Source organism: Mesorhizobium sp. M1078 (genome assembly GCF_040318615.1).
Classification (GTDB): domain Bacteria; phylum Pseudomonadota; class Alphaproteobacteria; order Rhizobiales; family Rhizobiaceae; genus Mesorhizobium.
The window spans coordinates 23,787-42,604 of record NZ_JAMYMP010000023.1; the positions used below are offsets into that span (position 1 = coordinate 23,787).

Annotated in this window: 10 protein-coding genes and 1 pseudogene; 4 read left to right on the plus strand and 7 right to left on the minus strand. The window is 58.7% G+C overall.

Annotated elements, in window-relative coordinates; all coding sequences use genetic code 11:
* Nucleotides 1–21 precede the first annotated feature (21 nt).
* Both NKH38_RS24105 and NKH38_RS24110 read left to right on the plus strand, forming a co-directional pair.
* Nucleotides 22–1,626, plus strand: coding sequence for a recombinase family protein (locus NKH38_RS24105; RefSeq protein ID WP_352764782.1), 1,605 nt, complete (start codon nucleotides 22–24; stop codon nucleotides 1,624–1,626).
* Nucleotides 1,620–2,462, plus strand: a complete 843-nt coding sequence (locus NKH38_RS24110) for a plasmid partitioning protein RepB C-terminal domain-containing protein (RefSeq protein WP_031198691.1) — start codon at nucleotides 1,620–1,622, stop codon at nucleotides 2,460–2,462. The genes NKH38_RS24105 and NKH38_RS24110 overlap by 7 nt, the downstream gene beginning before the upstream one ends.
* 202 nt (nucleotides 2,463–2,664) lie before the next feature.
* Here NKH38_RS24110 and NKH38_RS24115 read toward each other — a convergent pair whose 3' ends face one another.
* From NKH38_RS24115 to NKH38_RS24145, 7 genes and pseudogenes are all read right to left on the minus strand, one after another.
* The gene (locus tag NKH38_RS24115) at nucleotides 2,665–3,357 is read right to left on the minus strand and encodes an SOS response-associated peptidase (protein WP_023698562.1); all 693 of its coding nucleotides are present in this window, start codon (nucleotides 3,355–3,357) and stop codon (nucleotides 2,665–2,667) included.
* Between the two features lie 239 nt (nucleotides 3,358–3,596).
* Nucleotides 3,597–4,430 (minus strand): thermonuclease family protein, encoded by an 834-nt coding sequence (locus NKH38_RS24120; RefSeq protein WP_280940452.1) that lies wholly within the window; start codon nucleotides 4,428–4,430, stop codon nucleotides 3,597–3,599.
* A gap of 281 nt (nucleotides 4,431–4,711) precedes the next feature.
* Nucleotides 4,712–6,043, minus strand: coding sequence for an adenylate cyclase (locus NKH38_RS24125; RefSeq protein WP_352764787.1), 1,332 nt, complete (start codon nucleotides 6,041–6,043; stop codon nucleotides 4,712–4,714).
* Between the two features lie 279 nt (nucleotides 6,044–6,322).
* The gene (locus NKH38_RS24130; RefSeq protein WP_084630682.1) at nucleotides 6,323–6,616 is read right to left on the minus strand and encodes a helix-turn-helix domain-containing protein; all 294 of its coding nucleotides are present in this window, start codon (nucleotides 6,614–6,616) and stop codon (nucleotides 6,323–6,325) included.
* Between the two features lie 324 nt (nucleotides 6,617–6,940).
* On the minus strand, nucleotides 6,941–7,240 hold the full coding sequence (locus tag NKH38_RS24135) for a DUF1236 domain-containing protein (protein WP_023669226.1): 300 nt from the start codon (nucleotides 7,238–7,240) through the stop codon (nucleotides 6,941–6,943).
* Nucleotides 7,241–9,075: 1,835 nt separating this feature from the next.
* The gene (locus NKH38_RS24140; RefSeq protein ID WP_023698557.1) at nucleotides 9,076–9,336 is read right to left on the minus strand and encodes a hypothetical protein; all 261 of its coding nucleotides are present in this window, start codon (nucleotides 9,334–9,336) and stop codon (nucleotides 9,076–9,078) included.
* A gap of 340 nt (nucleotides 9,337–9,676) precedes the next feature.
* Nucleotides 9,677–9,865, minus strand: a pseudogene (locus NKH38_RS24145) (DoxX family protein); the annotation flags it as partial.
* A 489-nt stretch (nucleotides 9,866–10,354) separates the two neighbouring features.
* Here NKH38_RS24145 and NKH38_RS24150 point away from each other — a divergent pair.
* Together NKH38_RS24150 and NKH38_RS24155 are read left to right on the plus strand one after the other, a co-directional pair.
* A complete protein-coding gene (locus tag NKH38_RS24150; RefSeq protein WP_032995840.1) occupies nucleotides 10,355–15,823 on the plus strand; it encodes a trifunctional serine/threonine-protein kinase/ATP-binding protein/sensor histidine kinase in 5,469 nt (1,822 codons plus the stop codon).
* A 695-nt stretch (nucleotides 15,824–16,518) separates the two neighbouring features.
* Nucleotides 16,519–17,817: an epoxide hydrolase family protein gene (locus tag NKH38_RS24155; RefSeq protein ID WP_023669221.1), complete on the plus strand. Its 1,299-nt coding sequence runs from the start codon at nucleotides 16,519–16,521 to the stop codon at nucleotides 17,815–17,817.
* Nucleotides 17,818–18,818 lie beyond the last annotated feature (1,001 nt).

Here is an 18,818-nt window from a genome sequence, read left to right on the forward strand (position 1 = left end):
AAGCTGCCTAGTAGGTTGGGCATGCCCCAGGCAGACATTGCCTGGGCAACGGTCGAGAGTGTGGGGAAAGTGCCAAAGTTAGATGGCGGGAACCAGACTGTGCCTAGAGTTCGCGCCGCGCAGTACGTGCGCATGTCGACGGAACACCAGACCTACTCGATCGACAACCAAGCGGATGCCATTCGCGACTATGCCGACATCATGGCTTACGACATTGTCGCCACTTACGAGGACCTCGGTCGCAGCGGTTTTAACCTTGGAGGGCGCCCCGGTCTTCAGAAGCTGTTGGCCGATGTCGAAAGTGGGCGAGCCGATTTTGAGACGGTTGTGGTCTATGATGTAAGCCGTTGGGGGCGTTTTCAGAACATTGATGAAAGCGCAGCCTACGAATACCGATGCCAGATGGCCGGCGTCCGTATCGAATTTTGCGCCGAGCAATTCGCAAACGACGGCAGCATCGGGTCAGACGTCCTCAAAGCAATCAAACGGAGCATGGCTGCCGAGCAGAGCAGAATGCTCTCGCAAAAAGTCTTCATCGGCCAGGCGAGGTTGATCCGGCTGGGCTTCCGGCAGGGCGGGAAGGCCGCCTTTGGCCTGCGGCGCCTGCTTGTCGATCAACACGGCCGTTCAAAAGGCATCCTTTCATCCCACGAATACAAGAGCCAGCAGACGGATCGAATAGTTCTGGTGCTCGGCCCACCTGACGAGATTGCGACAGTGAAGTGGATCTTCAGTCACTTTGTCAGAACACGCAAGACAGAGCTGGAGATGGCAAGACTGCTCAACAAGCGCGGCGTGCTCAGCGATTTGCGGCGACCATGGACGCGGGAATCCGTCCACTCGGTGCTGACCAACGAAAATTACATTGGCAACAGCGTCTGGAACAAGCATTCGGCCCGGCTGAGAAGCCATCAAGTCCGTAATCCCCCCGAACAGTGGGTGCGGGTGGAAAACGTCCTGGAGCCGATCGTCGACCGCAAACTGTTCGACCGGGCGCAGATCGTGCTCAAGACCATCTATCGCCACATGACCAACGACGAGATGCTGGCTGCTCTTAGGGCACTTCTGGCTCGCCGTGGCGCCTTGTCGTTGGCCATGATCGACGCCGATCCGGGGTGCCCGCCGGCCCAACGCTACCAGTGGCGTTTTGGAACCATTGTCAAAGCCTATGAACTGATCGGATACGAGCCATCCAAAAACTACCGCTTCATCGGCGTGAACCGGCACCTGGAATCAATGAGGCTGCAGATTATCCGGGATCTTGTGGGCGCGATTGATAAGCAGGGCGGGGTTGCTGCCCATGACATGGCGATGGACCTCCTGCGGATAAACGAGGAGATCACGGTGGCGATTACAATGGGCCGATGCAGGGTTTCCGGCTTCGGCTATCCACGCTGGTTTTCCAAGGCCGATAAACGGCCACTACCCGACATTTTCGTCCTGATCCGTATGAATCCCGGCGACCTGACCGTCCGGGATTATTTGATTGCGCCTGCGCATGAGATCGCTGGCAAATCGGAACTGCATGCCATCAATGGGATACCGCTGGACAGCTATATTTTTCCCACGCTCAATCCCATTGTCAGGCTGGCAGAGCGAGAGCCTGTGGGGGGCGTGGCTTGGTAGTCAAGCGCTTACCCAAGGACGCCGCCTACCGTGCGTTGGAAAAGGGTGGCGACAGACATGCGAGCAATATTGTTGCTGGCGCATTAGGGTCCAAGAAGAGGCTTCGTTCACACGAATTTTTGGCGACCTACGATACGGAATGCAAACGCATGCGCGATTTCGTCACGCAAGCGGCTAAGTCTGAACAGAGCCTAGACCGGATAGTAGCGGCGCTCCACCTGATGATGCGCGACAAGCAATTCTGCGCCACGCTGGTGTCCGAGGGCTTCAGGACAATGCCAAGCCTACTGGCACATAGGTTGCGTGGCGCGACCCGCGAGCCGCAAATGTTCTGCTCTCCCGGAAAACCCGCTTCCGAGACAGGCGAGAACCGGAAAGCCGTTAACGGAATTTGCCCTGATGTCCTCGACCTGCTTCGGGACGCGCCGGTGAAAACAAAAATCTTCGGGTTGCTCCAGAAGGTGCTGCCAGCCAGGCAATTGGAGATTGCCCGGCTGATGGTGGCGATGGACCGGGTCAGGATCACCTACGCGAGACTACTCGTCGCTCTGACACCGCAAGCCCTGCTGGTCGAGGGTTTTAATCTCTCAACGATCACCACACAGGCGGAAGACCAGCGCGGCGCGATGGTGCTCGATGTCGGCGCGCTAAGCCTTGCGGTTCTCAGCGCCGCGGAACGTCATGGCCAGGTGGGCCTGGAGCTTGTCGCAGCCAACCGCTTTTTCGACCGGTTGATGGATAATTCCAGAGTGGTGCGGTATCTCGCCCGGACCTTTCCGGGGCATTTTGAAGAGTTTCACAGCTTCTCGATGCCATGCCTCGAACAGGGGCGCTAGATGGTCGGACGTCAACTCCTATACAAACCGATCGCCGTCGCCGGGATGCAAACAACAGAACCAATGTGACTTCTGTCCAGGCCTCGAAAAGCCAAACCCGCCGAGCTTGCCGCAGCCAGAATGCTCGCAAAGCGATTTTCGATCGGCTCTCGGCCGCGCGGAATCGCTGTCATGTCTTCGGCAAGCCGACCCGGTTCGTTGCTCATAGCGGGTTGATCGGCCCAACGAGGCCGGGATGGTCGTTGGGCAACTTGTTGACGGCGCTGGTGTTCACCTCACGCCCAACGCGATTGAACTGCAGCTGACCGTCGATGTCGTGGCTGAGAATGTCCTTGAGGCTGTCCTTGGGCGTCGCCGGGTCCAGCCAGGCGTCATAGTAGGCCGGGTCGAGAATGAGAGGCTGCCGATCATGCAACTGCTTCATCGGTTCTGCGGCAGGCTCGGTGATGATGGTGCAGCTGGTTATGTTGAGATTGGAATTGTAAGCCCAAAGCCCGGCGAACGAGAAAGGCGCGTGGCCTGGCTGGTAGATGTGCCAAGGGTCTTTCTTGCCGTCGGCTGGCGATATCGTCCACTCGTAGAAGCCATCGGCAGGGATCAGGCAGCGCTTGGACTTGTAGGCGTCGCGGAAGGCGGGCGCTGTATCGATGCCCTCAATCCTCGCATTGAACATAGCCGCCTTGGGCATTTCCTTTGCCCAGAAAGGGACCAGCCACCAGCGCCCTTCACGGAGCCTGTGGTTGCCATCCTCACCGGCAGTGACGAATGGGACATCCTGAGTCGGCGCGATGTTGTACCGGGGCTCGTCGTTGCGGCCCGTCTCCGCCGGCGCAGTCAGGCGGTAGAGCCGGTGGATTTCCGACCACGACAGATATTTGGTGTAACGTCCGCACATCGCTCTGCCTCAGTTGCGCAGGAGTTCAGGCACGCTGAGCGGGCCAAGGTCGGAATTCTCCTATACTCGTCGCTGCGGCGCCAGACGCCGCGTATCTTGGCGGCGGTGACCGATTGATTGCCTTCGCCAGTAGCCTTGCGGAAGGCTCTGGGCGACCACAGAGTTCCCCTTGGTGTGCGCCGTGGAGGCAAAAAGGGCAAAGTCGACGACGATCATGCCATGTCCCTCTCACTGCGGACTTAGCAAAGGCTCTCGCAAGGAATGCCGTCCTTGTCGCGGTCGAGCTTGCCGCCCCAAGAGCAGTTGGCCAAATACCAGTTCGCCTCGTTGCATGAGCTGATCTGGGGACAGGTTCGCTGTGGCTGACAAGAATAGCTCTGCGCCACCTGCCCATTACGCATGATACCGAGTGGTTGTTTTGCTGACGGCCTGGTGGTGCCGTTCGCATGCTCTGCGCGCCAATCCCATGGCGCCTGAAACGCTCCAGCCCACAGACCGACCTTCGCCGCCTGGGCCTTCGCCTGCTGTCTTGCGTAGGCTCCGTGGCTGTAGCGCGGCCAATCTAGTGCCAAGCCCCGCTCGACAAGCCAGCTCTGGACGTTGCGACCGTCGGCGCGATCGCAATCCCCAACAAGCCGGCCGTACCGGTCTCGGTTAACAAAGCTGCAATGCAACGGACGCGATGCAGCCAGGAACTCGTCCAAGGCTTGGGCAGCATGGCGCCCGCAGGCGTATTCGAAGCCCTTAGCGTCTTCGCAATATTGCTTACTCTCGGGCGCATCGATGCCGTTGAAGCGGATGCGCTGTCCGTGGATCTCGATCGTGTCGCCGTCGATCACAGACGCGACACCGGCGATCGGCGCCGGCTTCGAGCCGAACCAATTCGAGGCATTGATCTCTGGCAAACTTTCGCTGTGCTGGATGGCGGTTTGCGCGACCAGAGCGCCAGCCGCTACCGCAGTCACCAAAATCAGGCGCCGCGGCACATTCGCCCATCGGTGCGCACGGCTATGCTTGGCACCGGTTCGCTTTCGCCAGCGATCAGATCGATTGTCGTATCGGTATTTGTCCACGCCCTCATCCCCGCAGAGAGGATGCGACTGTTTCAACGAAGAGTCCAGAAGACGAGACGCGCGGAATGCTAGCCCCGAAGCCGATGCGTGCCGACGCCCCCCTCGACTTCGATCTCGGTTAAGGGGGTTCGATGACCTGTTGGGGTGCATTCGGCTGTCGGGCCTGACCGGCGCGCGCCGAAGGTGCGTTCACGCGGGAAAACCGGCCTTTCTGAAGCCTGACGTGAAAAGCTCGAGGTCGACTTGGTGGGCGAACGGGAGACGTGAAATTAGCCGGATAGTCAGGTCGTGTTCCTCATCTGTGCTTCCTGAACTTCAGCACGCGCCTTCTGCGTCTCCCCCAAATGAGCGTACGCCGCTGCGAGAAAGACATGAATGAAGAATTGGTCGCCGGCCTTCTGATACGAACCGACGGCCTCCGAGTACCTTCTTAGCAGGAAGAGGGAGCTGCCCTTCACCTCCCAGAACCATATTGGAGGTAACGGGTCGCGCAGCAGCGCAGATTCAAGCACGTTCAGCGCGCTCTCGGCCCGGCCGCCGTAGTTGAGCCAGCTTGCGTAGTCCCCCGCTATGTTCACGTCCAACGGGTTTAATGAGCGCGCTTGCTCGAAATGCACTCCCGCGTCGCTGTGCTGGCGCATGTGCGTAAGCACCAGGCCCATGCTCTGGTGACAGACGCCATCGCTCCTGTCGAGAGCGAGCGCCGTTCGTGCCGAGTCCCAGGCGTTCTGTAGCGTCCGCGGATCGTTGTCGTACCAAAATCTGCCGACGAGCGCCTGCGCGAGGAAGGCGTGGCCTCGAGCGAACGTCGCATCGAGCTCGACACACCGGACGAATAGGGGCTCGGCCATGTCCAGTTCATACCGGTAGAACTGTGCGCGCCCCTGCAGGTAGCAGTCGTATGCATCCCAATCGGCCGGAGGCTTGCGTCTGGTCCTGCTCGTCGAATCGGCCTCCGCCTGGCCTTCGACCATCGAGGCGATGAGAACCGCAACCTCGTCTTGCAATGCGAAGATGTCGTCGAGGGCCCTGTCGTAGCGTTGGGCCCACAGGTGGGTACCGGTGGAAGCGTCAATCAACTGTGTGGTGATCCGAATGCGATCACCGAGCTTTCGTATGCTGCCTTCGACGAGGTAGCGAACTCCGAGTTTGCGATGGACTTCGGCAATGTCCAATGCCGGATAGCGAAACTGAAAAGATGAATTCCGCGCGATGACAAGGAGGGAGCGGATCCTGGCCAGCTCCGTAATTATGTCCTCGGTTATGCCATCGCTGAGATACTGCTGGTCCTGATCGCCGCTCAAATTGGCAAAAGGCAGGACCGCAATCGACGGCTTGCCGGACCCTGGTATCGGTCTGCGGGATGCGCTCGCCACCGGCTCGACAGTCCCGGTGAAGCGGTAGCCGACGCGAGGCACCGTGGCGATCCACTCGCCGCCGTTGTCAGCCGGACCGAGTGCCTTTCTCAGTGTCGCTATTTGGACCGTAAGGTTGCCTTCCTCAACGGCGGTTCCCGGCCAGGACTTACGTCTGATTGCTCCGCGCAAATGGCCGTAGCCGGAAACATTTCTCCTTCTACTTTGTTGCAGTGGCCGTGCCGCTGAGGCGAACATGCACAGTGCCTCTATCAAATGAACTGCGCGACGTACCTATAGAATTCCAATGCCCCTCCTGTTCGAGCCAATGGTGAGAAGGGGATCCTGGCTGAAAACGATTGCCGGTTTCAAATGCGATAGTTGCAGGTCCAGAGTGCGGCTCGGCTACGAAGAGAAGCTGGCCATATTCGAGCGGCACCTCAGAAAGGTGAGCGCCAGCACAAAGTCAGTGAACAACCGCCCTTGTTAGAGGCCGCTTTAGAGATCGGGTGCAGAGGGTACACGGGCTTTTCCCCTTTATCCTTTTTTCTCCCGGCCGCGCCACCGTCTATTATCGGCGGCTAGGCCGCTATCACCTTCTGAGCGGGTTAACGATGGAGTGCCTTGGACGGTGAAAACGATTCCGGCATCCTCAAACGCTTTGCGGATGGCGGCCATGTTGTGGGGACGCGGTTTCCTGTATCCGTTCTCAAGATCGCTGATCACCATCTCGCTAAGATTGGCCTTGGCGGCAAGTCGCACACGCGGCCAGTTCAGTAGGGCTCGTGCCGCTCTGACTTGATCTGCTGAGAGGAGAGTTCGGCGTTCCATAGCAAGTCGAACATTTAGTATCGCTAAACTGTTCCTCTTGACCCTCTGCGATTTCTAACGGTGTGAGGCCGGCCTGTCGCAAGCCGTCATTGATTGTAGCTGCAACCTTTCGGACGGTTGTTACCTCGGCTCCAACAAGACGTGCTGCCTGCATTCTTGCTTGGAGATCAGCCAAGCGGGCAACCAGGGCTTGCGTCCTCTCGAGTTCAGGGTTCGTCATGTTCATTGTCCAGCTGAGTGGCAATTTGAATTTGTCCGGCTGAGTAGCGTTTGAATGCACACATTCGCCACCCAAGGGTGGCGAGCGTGGGTTCGTTCGAAATCTCAGTCGTAAACTTTCACGATCTTGCGGGTGCCCGGATCGACCAGGACCGTGCGGTTGTCGACCACCACGTAACGGTATTTGACGTTCGGGACCTCGTGGATCTCCACAGTTTCCGGCAGAGCTGTCCCGACGTTCAATTCCACGCCGGGAAGGTTCACCGAAGCCAAGGGCTGCTTCTTGACATACTCACGGATGACCGTGTCCTGTTCCGGCTGGATGATAATGTCGTCAGCGGCGGCGGAGCCGATCCCCGCCAAGAGCAACATGGCTGCGGCGGTGTTCACAAAGTGCATCTTCATATCTTCTCTCCTGCAAGGACCGGCACACGACGATCATCGTCCGCACTGCCCGGCAACCAACTTTGAACCGGGGTAAACGTTCCCGCCTACGCACCTTTGTCTAATCCGAATGGTCTAAAGTCCGACCGTACAACGCAATGGTCTTACCTTTGGACTAGGCGGAACGGATTAGGGCTTCAGGTTGTTGGTTCTCCACAACGGGAGAGAACAAATGGATCAAAGTGTTGGCCAGGCGCTTTGGTTGCTCGCACCGATTTTTGCAACAGCCGTTACCTTTCTGGTAATGGCGGTCGTCCTTAGCTGACATGTCTTGGATCGGCGCAGCCAGGTCCCTTCCTGCGCTGATAGGATTCGCGAGTTGCTTGAGCGGCTGGCGAATCCTCTATTTTAAGTGCGCTAGGCCTGCTCCTTCAGCAGGCGGGGCGCTTCGTTCATCTCATGTAACTTGGGAGGTTTACTATGGATCGGCGATCCTTTTTGACAGCGATATGTGGCGTTGCCGGGGCAGCAGCCTTTGCAAGCGCGGTCCGGCCTATCAACGCATTGGCCGGTGTTCCAGCGGCCAAAAGCGGTATTCTCGAAGAACTCGACGCGCCAGACGCCTTCGACAACGAAGGTACTCACGCGGAAGTGGAGCCGGTCAACCATCGGCGCTACTACGACCAAGATTACGACCCAGACTACGACCCAGATTACTACCACCGGCGCCGCCGCCGCCGGCGGGGCTGGAGAAGAGTCTGCCGTAGTTACTGGCGACACGGGCGCCGTCGGGTCCGGTGCTATCGCCGACGTGGTCCTTCGGTCGTCTTGCGATTTTAGCGAGTTGGCTGTTCTCCCCATGGCCCGTTCCGGCTAACGTGCTGAGAACGGGCCGGTACGATTCCTTTTGGTGACAAACGCAATCCATCTGTCCAAGGGCACTCATCAGCAGGGCCGGTGGGCCTGACGTACAGCTCTTGGGGTGTCGCTGTGCTCTTGGGGTGTCGCTGTGGTGCGCCAGGAGCGGTCTGACGATGCTCTTATGCAGCGAAAGGTTTTCGGAAGCTTGATTCTGGCCGTTAGGCCGCGGGGCCAAGCGCAGCCATCAGGAGCACCCCGCAAACGATGAGCAACGGGCCGGGTAGGCCCGGCGACCTCCTTCTGACACACGGGGACAGACCAAGAAGGGCGCCGAGCCTTACCGGCGCTGCTTTGAGGGAGACGACGCCGGATCAGATGAGAGTATGTGATCATGCTAATCTCTGCGAACCATGCGAATGAAGGGAAGGCGTGTGCGCTTCTTCGTTATCCAGCCACGAACCTTCGCCTTTCGGACATGGCGGTCCGTCGCTCGATGGAAGATGAGATTGAACGCCTGATCTCACTGCTCGACTTCGTAGAGCCCCGACACGGATCTTGAACCGTATCTGTCCGGTGGCATCGAAGTCGTCGGCACCGATGACAGGGAAGGCGACGACGAGCCCGAAGCCGACGATGCCGATTATGATTGCCCTGGGTTCATAGAGGGAGGGCAAGGCCTATAACTTTCCGGTCGAGAATGAGCAGCCCGCTGCCTCACCGTGGCTGGCTTCAGTTTTTGTGTGGCACGATGTAGCGACTGCTCACCGCACCCGCCCCTGTGCCCCGCGTGACGACAATCGTGCTATACCCGGCTGGAACGGAACCTGTAGCGGAGGGATCGATCGAACTGCATCGCCCCACGATCTCCCCGTTGGGAGCGCCCTCGAGCCTCACGGCTAACGCCAACTGGCATCTGTCAAGCGATCCGAACATGGACGGTGATGTGTCGAGTGGCTTGCAGACTCTCTGGGCGGGACTGCAAGAAAGCAAAATCATCACAGCTGCAGTTGCCGGATCCATTCGTGAAGCTCCGTTGTTCGACGAGCCTCAACGCGGAATAACGAGCTTTGTTTCGCAGGTGCTAAAATATGAGTTTTCTGGTCTGGCACGGTGGCGGGCTTTTCATTGTCACAGCTTTCGCCTTTCAAATCGTTCCGATCCGGAACGGCAAAACAGCCATCGCCGAGACACACCGAGGGGATCGCGATGGCCAGAAGGATGCCGCCGGCAATGTTCACCATCAACTTGAAATCCATCGGACCTCTCCCTCTTATATGCCGACACTCGGAAACTCGTGAAATCAACATGGGTGAACAGGTTGCGAACATGCTGCTACGGTTTTTGCAGAGCCAGGAGATGAGACGAGACGGACCAGCACGACAGGGACTAGCTCTCGTCGCAACAAATTGACACACAAGGACTCGACGGAGTTGAAGGGCAAGGGCAGGGACGCCATCAAGCGAATTTCAAAACCGGTGCCTTGGCCGACGGGTAATCGCTGATAACATCAAGGTATGCCCTGAGGTGACGTCACAAGGCAGTGTACTTGGGTGCCGATCGGCGGTCGGGTTGTATGATGCCGGCGTGTTGGCCGGTTTAGAATGGAAGCTTGATTTCGCCGACCGAGAGAGGCCTACCGGCCGCTATCAGCGCCGCAACCGTCTCTCTGTCCTGTTGCCGGCGCTTCACGAGGCCGTTCAGCACCCTGTCGAGAGATATCGCGCCGGCGCCGGCTATGGCCAGGACGAACATGCCGCCCGCTATGGCGAGATCCTTTTCGAAATGGTGTGATCGGGACCGTGCTGGGGATCCCGGTTCTGGCGGGCTCGTCGGCTATGCCTCGGGCGAGGCTCTGCGGCAGGTTGGCCGCGGCAACTTAGCGCGCCCCTTGCCCGCCGGGGGATCGGGCCGCCGGCCGTCGGCTGCGTCCTGAGCGAAACCCTGGGCCAGCCCCTCCTAGGGTACAGGCGAGGGCGGGCTTCCGCCGTAGCTCTGGTGACTGGCGGGCACTTCGACAGGGCGACAACGGGAACGTACGCCAAGGCATTGACCTTGTTCGCTGTTGCGGTCGCGGCGATCATGGTAGCCTTTCCGCCGAACCTCCAAATGGACCTAAGTCCTGAAAGACTTAAAGCCTGATTACGCCTACTCTTCGCAGAATTTCACGGTTGATCGCTTCGCCAGATTGGCTGAAGCTCCACACGGGATTTGCGAATTTGCGCGGCCGAGTTCACTGTGTGGACAACGGCTCATCCCATAGCAAGAAGAATCGTGATGCCTGAGGGTTCGAAGTACGCGTTAGAGTTGCTTCGAGAAGGCGCGGAGTTCACGCTTTACCGCGGAAGAGAGCATGGCAACCACATGCCGATCTTGGCGGTAACGGTAGCTGGTGAGCAGCCGTCGATTCAGAATCTCCGGCGGCTCGAACACGAATACTCGTTGGCGAGCGAACTCGATTCAGCGTGGGCGGCTCTGCCCCTCGGAATGATTCGTCTTCAAGGCCGAATGCTCCTCATTCTTGAGGACCCAGGTGGTAAACCCCTGGATCAGACAGTTGAGCAGCACAAGGGACACCCGATCGACCTGGTCCGCTGCCTGCATGTAGCCATCGGCCTGGCAGCCGCGCTTGGTCAAGTCCACCGGCAAGGCCTCATCCATAGGGACATTAGGCCGGCGAACGCACTTGTGGACGACTTTGGTCGCGTGTGGCTCACCGGTTTTGGGGTCGCGTCGCGGGTCCCCCGCCAGCGTCAGGCGCCCGAGGCGCCCGAATTTATCGCTGGATCACTCCCATATATGGCTCCCGAACAGACCGGGCGGATGAACCGTTCTATCGATTCTCGGAGTGATCTCTATTCTCTGGGTGTCACGCTGTACGAAGTCTTGACCAGCCGGCTCCCGTTCACCGCTTCAGATCCGATGGAGTGGGTTCATTGCCACATTGCGAGGCGCGCCGACTCGCCCAGTGAGAGGATAAGCCAAATTCCACAGGTGCTTTCGTCAATCGTGATGAAGCTTCTCCTGAAGACCGCAGAGGAACGCTATCAGACCGCCGGGGGTGTCGAGGCTGACCTGCGTCGCTGTTTGATGGAATGGCAGCTGCATGGTCGCATCGAACCATTCTCGCTCGCCGCGCACGACATGTCGGACCAGTTGATGATCCCGGAGCAGCTCTATGGGCGGGAACGTGAAATCAATTCCTTGATCGCGTCCTTTGATCGGGTCGTGGCCGAAGGAGTCTCGGAACTCGTCCTGATATCGGGCTATTCCGGCGTCGGCAAATCCTCCGTGGTGAGCGAATTGCATAAGGTCCTTGTCCCGTCGCGCGGACTTTTCGCAGCAGGCAAGTTCGACCAGTTCAAGCGCGACATCCCATACTCGACCCTCGCACAGGCCTTCCAGAATCTGGTCCGGCAGATTCTCGTCAAAAGCGAATCGGAAGTGGACCAATGGCGGCGTGCCTTGGCTGAGGCGGTTGGATCGTACGGACAGCTGATCGTCAACCTCGTTCCCGAAGTCGAGTTCCTCATCGGCAAACAACCGGCCGTTTCCGACCTGCCACCCCAAGAAGCGCAGAATCGATTTAAGGTGGTGTTCCGCCGCTTCCTTTGCGTGTTCGCCAAGCCGGATCATCCGCTCGTCTTGTTCCTCGATGATCTGCAATGGCTGGATACGGCCACGCTCGACCTCATCGAGCATTTGATCACGCATTCGGAAGTGCGCCACCTTCTACTGGTTGGCGCCTATCGGGATGACGAGGTCGGTCCCGCACACCTTCTTTTGCGAACACTGGTTGCAATCAAAAAAACAGATGCGAGGGTGGGTGAGATAATCTTGGCTCCCCTCGGTCTAAAAGACGTCGATCAGCTTATCGCGAGTGCGATGCAGTGTGACATCGAGCGGGCACGGCCGTTGTCGCAGCTCGTTCAGGAAAAGACTGGCGGAAATCCATTCTTTGCAATCCAATTCATGGCCGAGTTGGCTGATGAGGGTCTGCTGATGTTTGACCCCGTCGCGCAAGCTTGGCGTTGGGAACTCGATCGCATCCACGCAAAGGGTTATACTGACAACGTGGTGGATCTCATGGTGGAAAAGCTGAAGCGTCTTTCTCCGCCTACCCTGGAAGTGCTGAAACAACTCGCTTGTTTAGGCCACGTCGCCGACACCGCCACCCTGACTCTGGTACAGAATGGACCAGAGGAAGCAATGCACGCGACACTCCGGGAGGCTGTCTATACTGGTCTTATCGATCAGCTGGATGGCGCGTACAGGTTCCTGCATGATCGAATTCAACAGGCGGTTTATTCGCTCATTCCCGACGAGCACCGCGTTGACACCCACCTACTCATCGGCCGCAAGCTGCTGGCGAACATGTCGGGTGATCAACTCGCCGACCATCTGTTCAATGTCGTTGCTCAGCTCAATCGGGGCGCTGCAGTGCTGACCGACTCGCGGGAGAAAGCCCAACTGGCGACACTCAACCTGCGCGCCGGGAGAAAGGCCAAAGCGTCGGCTGCCTATGCGTCTGCGGGCGTGTATCTTGCAGCCGGACTGGCCATGCTTGACGAAAAAAGCTGGGACAGCCTGTACGAGCTGACGTTCAGCCTCTGGCTCGAACGTGCGGAGTGCAATTTTTTGATCGGCGATTTCGAAGAAGCCGAGCAATTGTTAGTAGAATTTTCGCAACGCGCGGCGTCGAAAGTCGATCTTGCGATCACCTACCGTCTGAAAGTCCTTCTCCACACTCTGAAATCGGAAAACGCCCAAGCAGTCGAGAGCGCACTCTCGTGTTTGCGGCTGTTCGGCATTGACGTCGCGGCGCACCCAACCCCGGCGCAGGTCCAGGCCGAATACGAGATGGTCTGGCAGACCCTCGGCGGACGCCCGATCGAAAGCTTGCTTGATCTGCCACTGATGACGGATCCAGAAATGCTGGCCGCGATGGACGTGCTCTCAGTGCTCCTCTCCCCAGCTAACCATACTGACTTCCATTTGTGGTGTTTACTCGCGTGCCGGATAGCGAAGGTGACCATGGAGCACGGCACAAGCGGCGCATCTGCCCATGGCTTTGCGGATCTCGGTCAAATCCTTGGACCAGTATTTCGCCGTTACAGCGAGGGTTATCGATTCGCGGAGCTCGCCTGCCACATCGTTGATAGACACAACTTCGCGGCGTACCGTGGAAAGGCCTACCACGCGAAAGGTGTAGTCGCCGTCTGGACGCAACCGATCTCAACCTCGATAGATTTTCTGCGAACGGCCTTTCGCATAGCGACCGACACCGGTGACCTGACCGTCGCCTGCTACTGCATGGACAAGTCCGTCACCAATTCTCTGATGCGGAACGATCCGCTCGACGCGGTGTGGCGTGAGTCGGAAATGGCCCTGGACTTTGTCCGGAAAGCTCGGTTCCACGACGTCGCTACCGTTATCGTGGCCCAGCAACGCTTCATTGCTACTATGCAGGGCCGTACCTTCACCTTCTCCACCTTCAGTGATGCGCAGTTTGACGAAGCGGACTTCGAAACGCAGATCGCGGCTGACGCAACGGCGACCGCGGCGTGCCTATACTGGGTCCTCAAGTTACAATCCCGGTTTCTGTCGGGCGACTGCGTCGAGGCGCTAGCGTCAGCCGAGCGGGCGAAAGAACTGCTTTGGGCCGCACCCGTTCATTTCCAGCGGCTCGACTACTTCTATTACAGCGCGCTGGCGATGGCATCATTGTATGAGAACGCTTCCGCCGGCGAGAAGCGAACATGGGATGATCTCCTGGCGGTGCATCTGGAGCAACTGAGAGAGTGGGCCGAAATATACCCACCAACGTTCGGTGACAGGCATGCACTGCTGGCTGCGGAGATCGCCCGTATTGAAGGACGGGACGCCGCGGCCATGCACCTTTACGAGCGGGCTATTTCCTCGGCGCGCGACCAAGGTTTCGTACAGAACGAGGGGCTGGCCTATGAGTTGGCGGCCGGGTTTTACAACGCGCGCGGCTCCGAGACATCCGCCAATGCCCATCTGCACAAGGCCCGGCGTTGTTATCTCCGCTGGGGCGCCCACGGCAAGACGGCGCAGCTCGATCGGCTTTATCCACACCTGGCCGCCCCAGAAGGACAACATGATGCCGCAATCGTTGGCTCGCCGGTTCAACATCTGGATGCTGCGAGTGTCGTAATAGCCTCTCAGGCTTTGTCCAGTGAGATCGAGTTGCCCCGTTTGATCGAGCGGCTGATGAAGACCTTAATCGAGAATGCAGGCGCGGATCGCGGCCTGTTGATTCTGCCATCAGGGGATGAATATCTGATCCAAGCGGAGGCGCGAGCGAGCGCAGATCAGATCGACGTCATGATGCGTCAAGAACCGATCACACCGATCACCTGTCCAGAATCGCTCGTCCGATACGTCATCCGTACACGCGAAAGCGTGATTCTCGATGATGCCTCCAAACCCAACCTGTTCTCCGTTGATGACTATCTGCGTAAACGACAATCGAAGTCTATCCTCTGCGTGCCGCTCATCAAACAAGGAGAGTTGACCGGAATTCTTCTCCTTGAAAATGCGCTGACTTCACACGCGTTCACACCGGCACGAATTACTGTGTTGGAAATGCTGGCGGCGCAAGCGGCGATCTCGCTCGAGAACACACGCCTCTATAGCGATCTCCAAGAACGGGAGGCGAAGGTTCGACGCCTTGTCGACTCCAATATAATTGGGATATGCATCTTTGATCTTGACGGCCCCATCCTGGAGGCCAACGAGGCCTTTCTTCAGCTCGTGGGATATAACCGCGAAGTTGTTATTTCGGGCAGCCTGAGCTGGAGCTCCTTGACTCCGGCCGAATGGAGGGGAGCAGACGAACGAGCCTTGGCGGATATGGCTTCTACTGGCACCTGCAGACCTTACGAAAAGGACCTTGTTCGGAAAGACAACAGCCTCGTGCCCGTGCTTGTGGGTGGGGCGACCTTCGACGAACTCCGACATCAGGGCGTGGCCTTCGTTTTGGACCTGACGGAGCGAAAACGCGCCGAGGCAGAGGTGGTGCACGCCAACCGCGTGGCAACGATGGGCCAACTCGCCGCGTCCATCGTCCACGAAGTCAATCAACCTATTGCTGCTACGCTTATGAATGCTGGAACCGCGATGCGCTTGCTCGACCGTCAGCCGCCAAATTTGGAAGGGGCCAAGTACGCGATCGACCGGATTATCAGGGACGGAAAGCGAACCGCTGATATTGTGAGCCGGATTCGTGACTTCTCCAGGAATGCGCCGGCACGAAAGGAAGACTTGGATGTCAACGAAGCAATTTTGGAAATTGCGGCCCTAGCCCGCATCCCAATGTCAGAGAGAGGGGTCTTGCAGAAGATGCAACTGGCAGAGGGCCTGCCGCACATTTTGGGGGACAGAGTCCAATTGCAGCAAGTGATCCTGAACTTGATCATGAACGCCATCGAAGCGATGAGCGAGGTTGGGCAGGGACTGCGCGAATTGTCGATCAGGACCAGCAAGGCTGAGCCAGACGGAGTGCTGGTCGCGGTAAGCGATACGGGTCCGGGTCTGTCTCAGGCCAATCCCGATAGCATCTTCGAGGCGTTCTACACGACCAAGTCCAGCGGTTTAGGGATGGGATTGCCGATCTGCCGCTCGATCGTGGAAGCGCATGGCGGCCGTCTCTGGGCAACGCCTAACAAACCTCGTGGCGCCGTGTTTTGCGTGATGCTGCCAATCGGAAAAGAATCGGCTTAGAACCCATCTGCGGCTAGGGCCGCTAAAGGCGAACGCAACTGGTTGGGCCGCCGAAACTACCGAAATCAGCGGCGTGCTAGTTGGAATTCGCGCCAGCTGTAACGCTCTGACTACGGCCAGCGACCTCACGATTCCAGAAAAGCCCTTTCCTCAAACCGATGACAGGTTGCCGGGGCGATGACGACAGTGCGTAAGCACAGCTCCAGTTGCAGATAGAGGCCATACGTTTTCATTGGAGGCCGGGGGCTACCCGTACGGCAACCGTGCCGCCGCATATATTCCGTGCCTATGCCAGCGCGCCAGCTCGATGGCGCAATGGCTCGGCTCTACAATCCGTGACAGAAGCTGACAGAACCAGCATTCAGGTGACCACTCGGCCATGCGAGCGCACAACGTTTGGCCTCGCGCGCCGCCAGACACGCATCCATTGGACCCCAGGTATCGCCGATACATTTGTACCGACGAGGACGGCGTGGATGCGCCCGCCCTTGGCGCTGTCGTGCCGCAAGCGCCTCAGGCATCAGTCCAGAGGTCACGTGGCGGAGCCTCGGGGTGCGGTGAGATGCGCTTGACGCGGGAGCATACCAAGGTATCGGCGATACCAACGTCCAATAGAGCCGACCGGCACTTACTGGCCTCATGGGTTGATGCTGGCTCGACGCGAGCAGCTTTCGCCAAATTATGAGGAGGTACAGATGTCACCATTATCTTCAATGTCCACGCGCCGGGAAGTTCTCGTAGCATCCGCCGCAGGGGCTATTGCAATGATTGCCTCGGCGGGTGTCGCCGGGACGATTTCGACGAGTGGCGGATCTGCCGCCATCCGCCCGTTCCGTATCCATGTTGCGGACGCCGATCTCGTCGACCTCAAGCGGCGTCTCAAAGCCACGCGTTGGCCCGAGCGCGAGACGGTGAACGACACCACCCAAGGCGTTCGGCTCGCGACGATGCAGGCGCTTACGCATTATTGGGAGACCGAATACGACTGGCGCAAATGCGAGGCCTATCTGAACGGGCTGCCGCAATTCGTTACCGAAATCGACGGGCTGGACATCCACTTCATCCACGTCCGCTCCAAGCATACCAACGCATTGCCGATCATCGTTACCCATGGGTGGCCCGGCTCGATCATCGAGCAGCTGAAGATCATCGGCCCCCTGACCGATCCGACGGCCCACGGGGGCAGCGCCGCCGACGCCTTCGACGTGGTCATCCCTTCGCTGCCGGGTCACGGCTTCTCGGGGAAGCCGACGGCGGCGGGCTGGGACCCAATCCGGGTCGCGCGAGCCTGGGGCCAACTAATGACGCGCCTAGGGTACACGCGATATGTGGCGCAGGGCGGCGATTGGGGAAATGCCGTCACCGAGCAGATGGCCTTGCAGACGCCGCCGGGTCTTGTCGGCATCCACACGAATATGCCGGCCACCTTGCCCGATGAAGTATCGAGTGCGCTTGCTGCGGGTGGCCTCGCGCCGTCGGGGTTATCGGCCGACGAACGCTATGCCTGGGATCAGCTTGACTTCTTTTGGAAGCATGGGCTGGCCTACGCCCAAGAGATGGCGAACCGGCCACAGACGCTGTACGCGCTGGCCGATTCACCTATCGGGCTGGCAGCCTGGATGCTCGACCACGATGCACGCAGCTATGACCTGATTGCCCGCGTCTTCGACGGAAAGTCCGAGGGTCTGTCCAAGGAAGACGTCGTCGACAACATCGCACTCTACTGGCTGACCAACACCGCGGTCTCATCGGCGCGCCTTTACTGGGAAAGCAAGCTCGCCTTCTTCGCGCCGAAAGGCGTACCCCTGCCCACCGCCGTGAGTGCGTTTCCAGACGAGATCTACACGGCGCCGCGGAGCTGGACCGAGAAGGCGTATCCCAAGCTGATCTACTACAACCGTCTCCCGAAGGGAGGTCATTTCGCGGCCTGGGAACAGCCGCAGGTTTTCGCCAGCGAGCTTCGGGCCGCGTTCGGGTCGTTGCGTAGCGCCTGACCAGTGCGCCGCTGCAGACCTGCCTCGGGCCCAGGTAAGGGAGATGTGCGCGGCGGCCCGCCGTCCTGTAGGCGGGGCGGCGGCCTCTGCTTCATGACGTCATCGTCGATGAATCGTCATCGGCGGATGGTTGGTCAACGGCGCTGTCCTCTAAAGGTGTGACTGGGTAGCCGGGTTTTGCGTATGCAGCGGTTTCATGCGGATTTGTTCCCGATGTAAGGAATGGCAAATGAGATGCTCGCTCCCCCATTGTGCACTGTCGCGATCGAGAACTCTGCGTCGCCAACGTCGATACGTCCGACAGCCGGTCACTGTATAACAAGCCTTCGGGCGCCCGGACGACGCCAGTGCCAAATCTCGCCTGGCCGAAGGGTCCTTCCAGCGAATGTGCGAGGCTAAGCGCTGTGAGATTGAGAAGATCTCTCATCGATCCCTGAAGGTGCTTGGCCTCCTCGGCCGGATTTTCGAACGTTGCCATATTTGGCAATTTCGTTGGCTCCGATTGATGCGTTTGAAACGGGAACAGCGGAAATGCTGCGTCTCAAGGAAATCATCTCCTAAAGAGTGGGAGAGAGGACGCGAACGTTTTTGCATCCTTTTTGATCGAGCGTTTGCCCGTCGACCGACAAAAAACCCCAGACCAATACCAAGGTGCTATGGATTTTCGGAATAGCAGGGGCCAGCGTTAGCATTGGCGCATTAAAGTCCAGTGCTTGTGGAGTTGCGTGGGTACGTCAGCGTAGCCTATGGTGCTTTTAGGGCGCTCAACTGTATCGAGTGGCTAGTGTTTGTGTATTCTTCAATGCGGGGACCAAGGGTATCGCGTTTTCATGCCATGGATAAAGAATCGCTTTGACCGCGACCATCGAGTGGTTCAGATGGCGGGTCTTTGTGGTCCTGGTCACCTTAGTTGCCAATGGGATCCCGACGGGATCGACGCCATGTCGACGGAGCGCATTGACGAGTTGACTCCTCGCACAGCTGCTGGCGCCGACCGATGC

Bases quoted from the DNA above. Each gene is read 5' to 3' on its own strand.
- NKH38_RS24105 (WP_352764782.1), top strand. From the start codon at position 22: ATGCCCCAGGCAGACATTGCCTGGGCAACGGTCGAGAGTGTGGGGAAA.
- NKH38_RS24115 (WP_023698562.1), bottom strand. From the start codon at position 3,357: ATGTGCGGACGTTACACCAAATATCTGTCGTGGTCGGAAATCCACCGG.
- NKH38_RS24125 (WP_352764787.1), bottom strand. From the start codon at position 6,043: ATGTTCGCCTCAGCGGCACGGCCACTGCAACAAAGTAGAAGGAGAAAT.
- NKH38_RS24130 (WP_084630682.1), bottom strand. From the start codon at position 6,616: ATGGAACGCCGAACTCTCCTCTCAGCAGATCAAGTCAGAGCGGCACGA.
- NKH38_RS24135 (WP_023669226.1), bottom strand. From the start codon at position 7,240: ATGAAGATGCACTTTGTGAACACCGCCGCAGCCATGTTGCTCTTGGCG.
- NKH38_RS24140 (WP_023698557.1), bottom strand. From the start codon at position 9,336: ATGGATTTCAAGTTGATGGTGAACATTGCCGGCGGCATCCTTCTGGCC.
- NKH38_RS24150 (WP_032995840.1), top strand. From the start codon at position 10,355: ATGCCTGAGGGTTCGAAGTACGCGTTAGAGTTGCTTCGAGAAGGCGCG.
- NKH38_RS24155 (WP_023669221.1), top strand. From the start codon at position 16,519: ATGTCACCATTATCTTCAATGTCCACGCGCCGGGAAGTTCTCGTAGCA.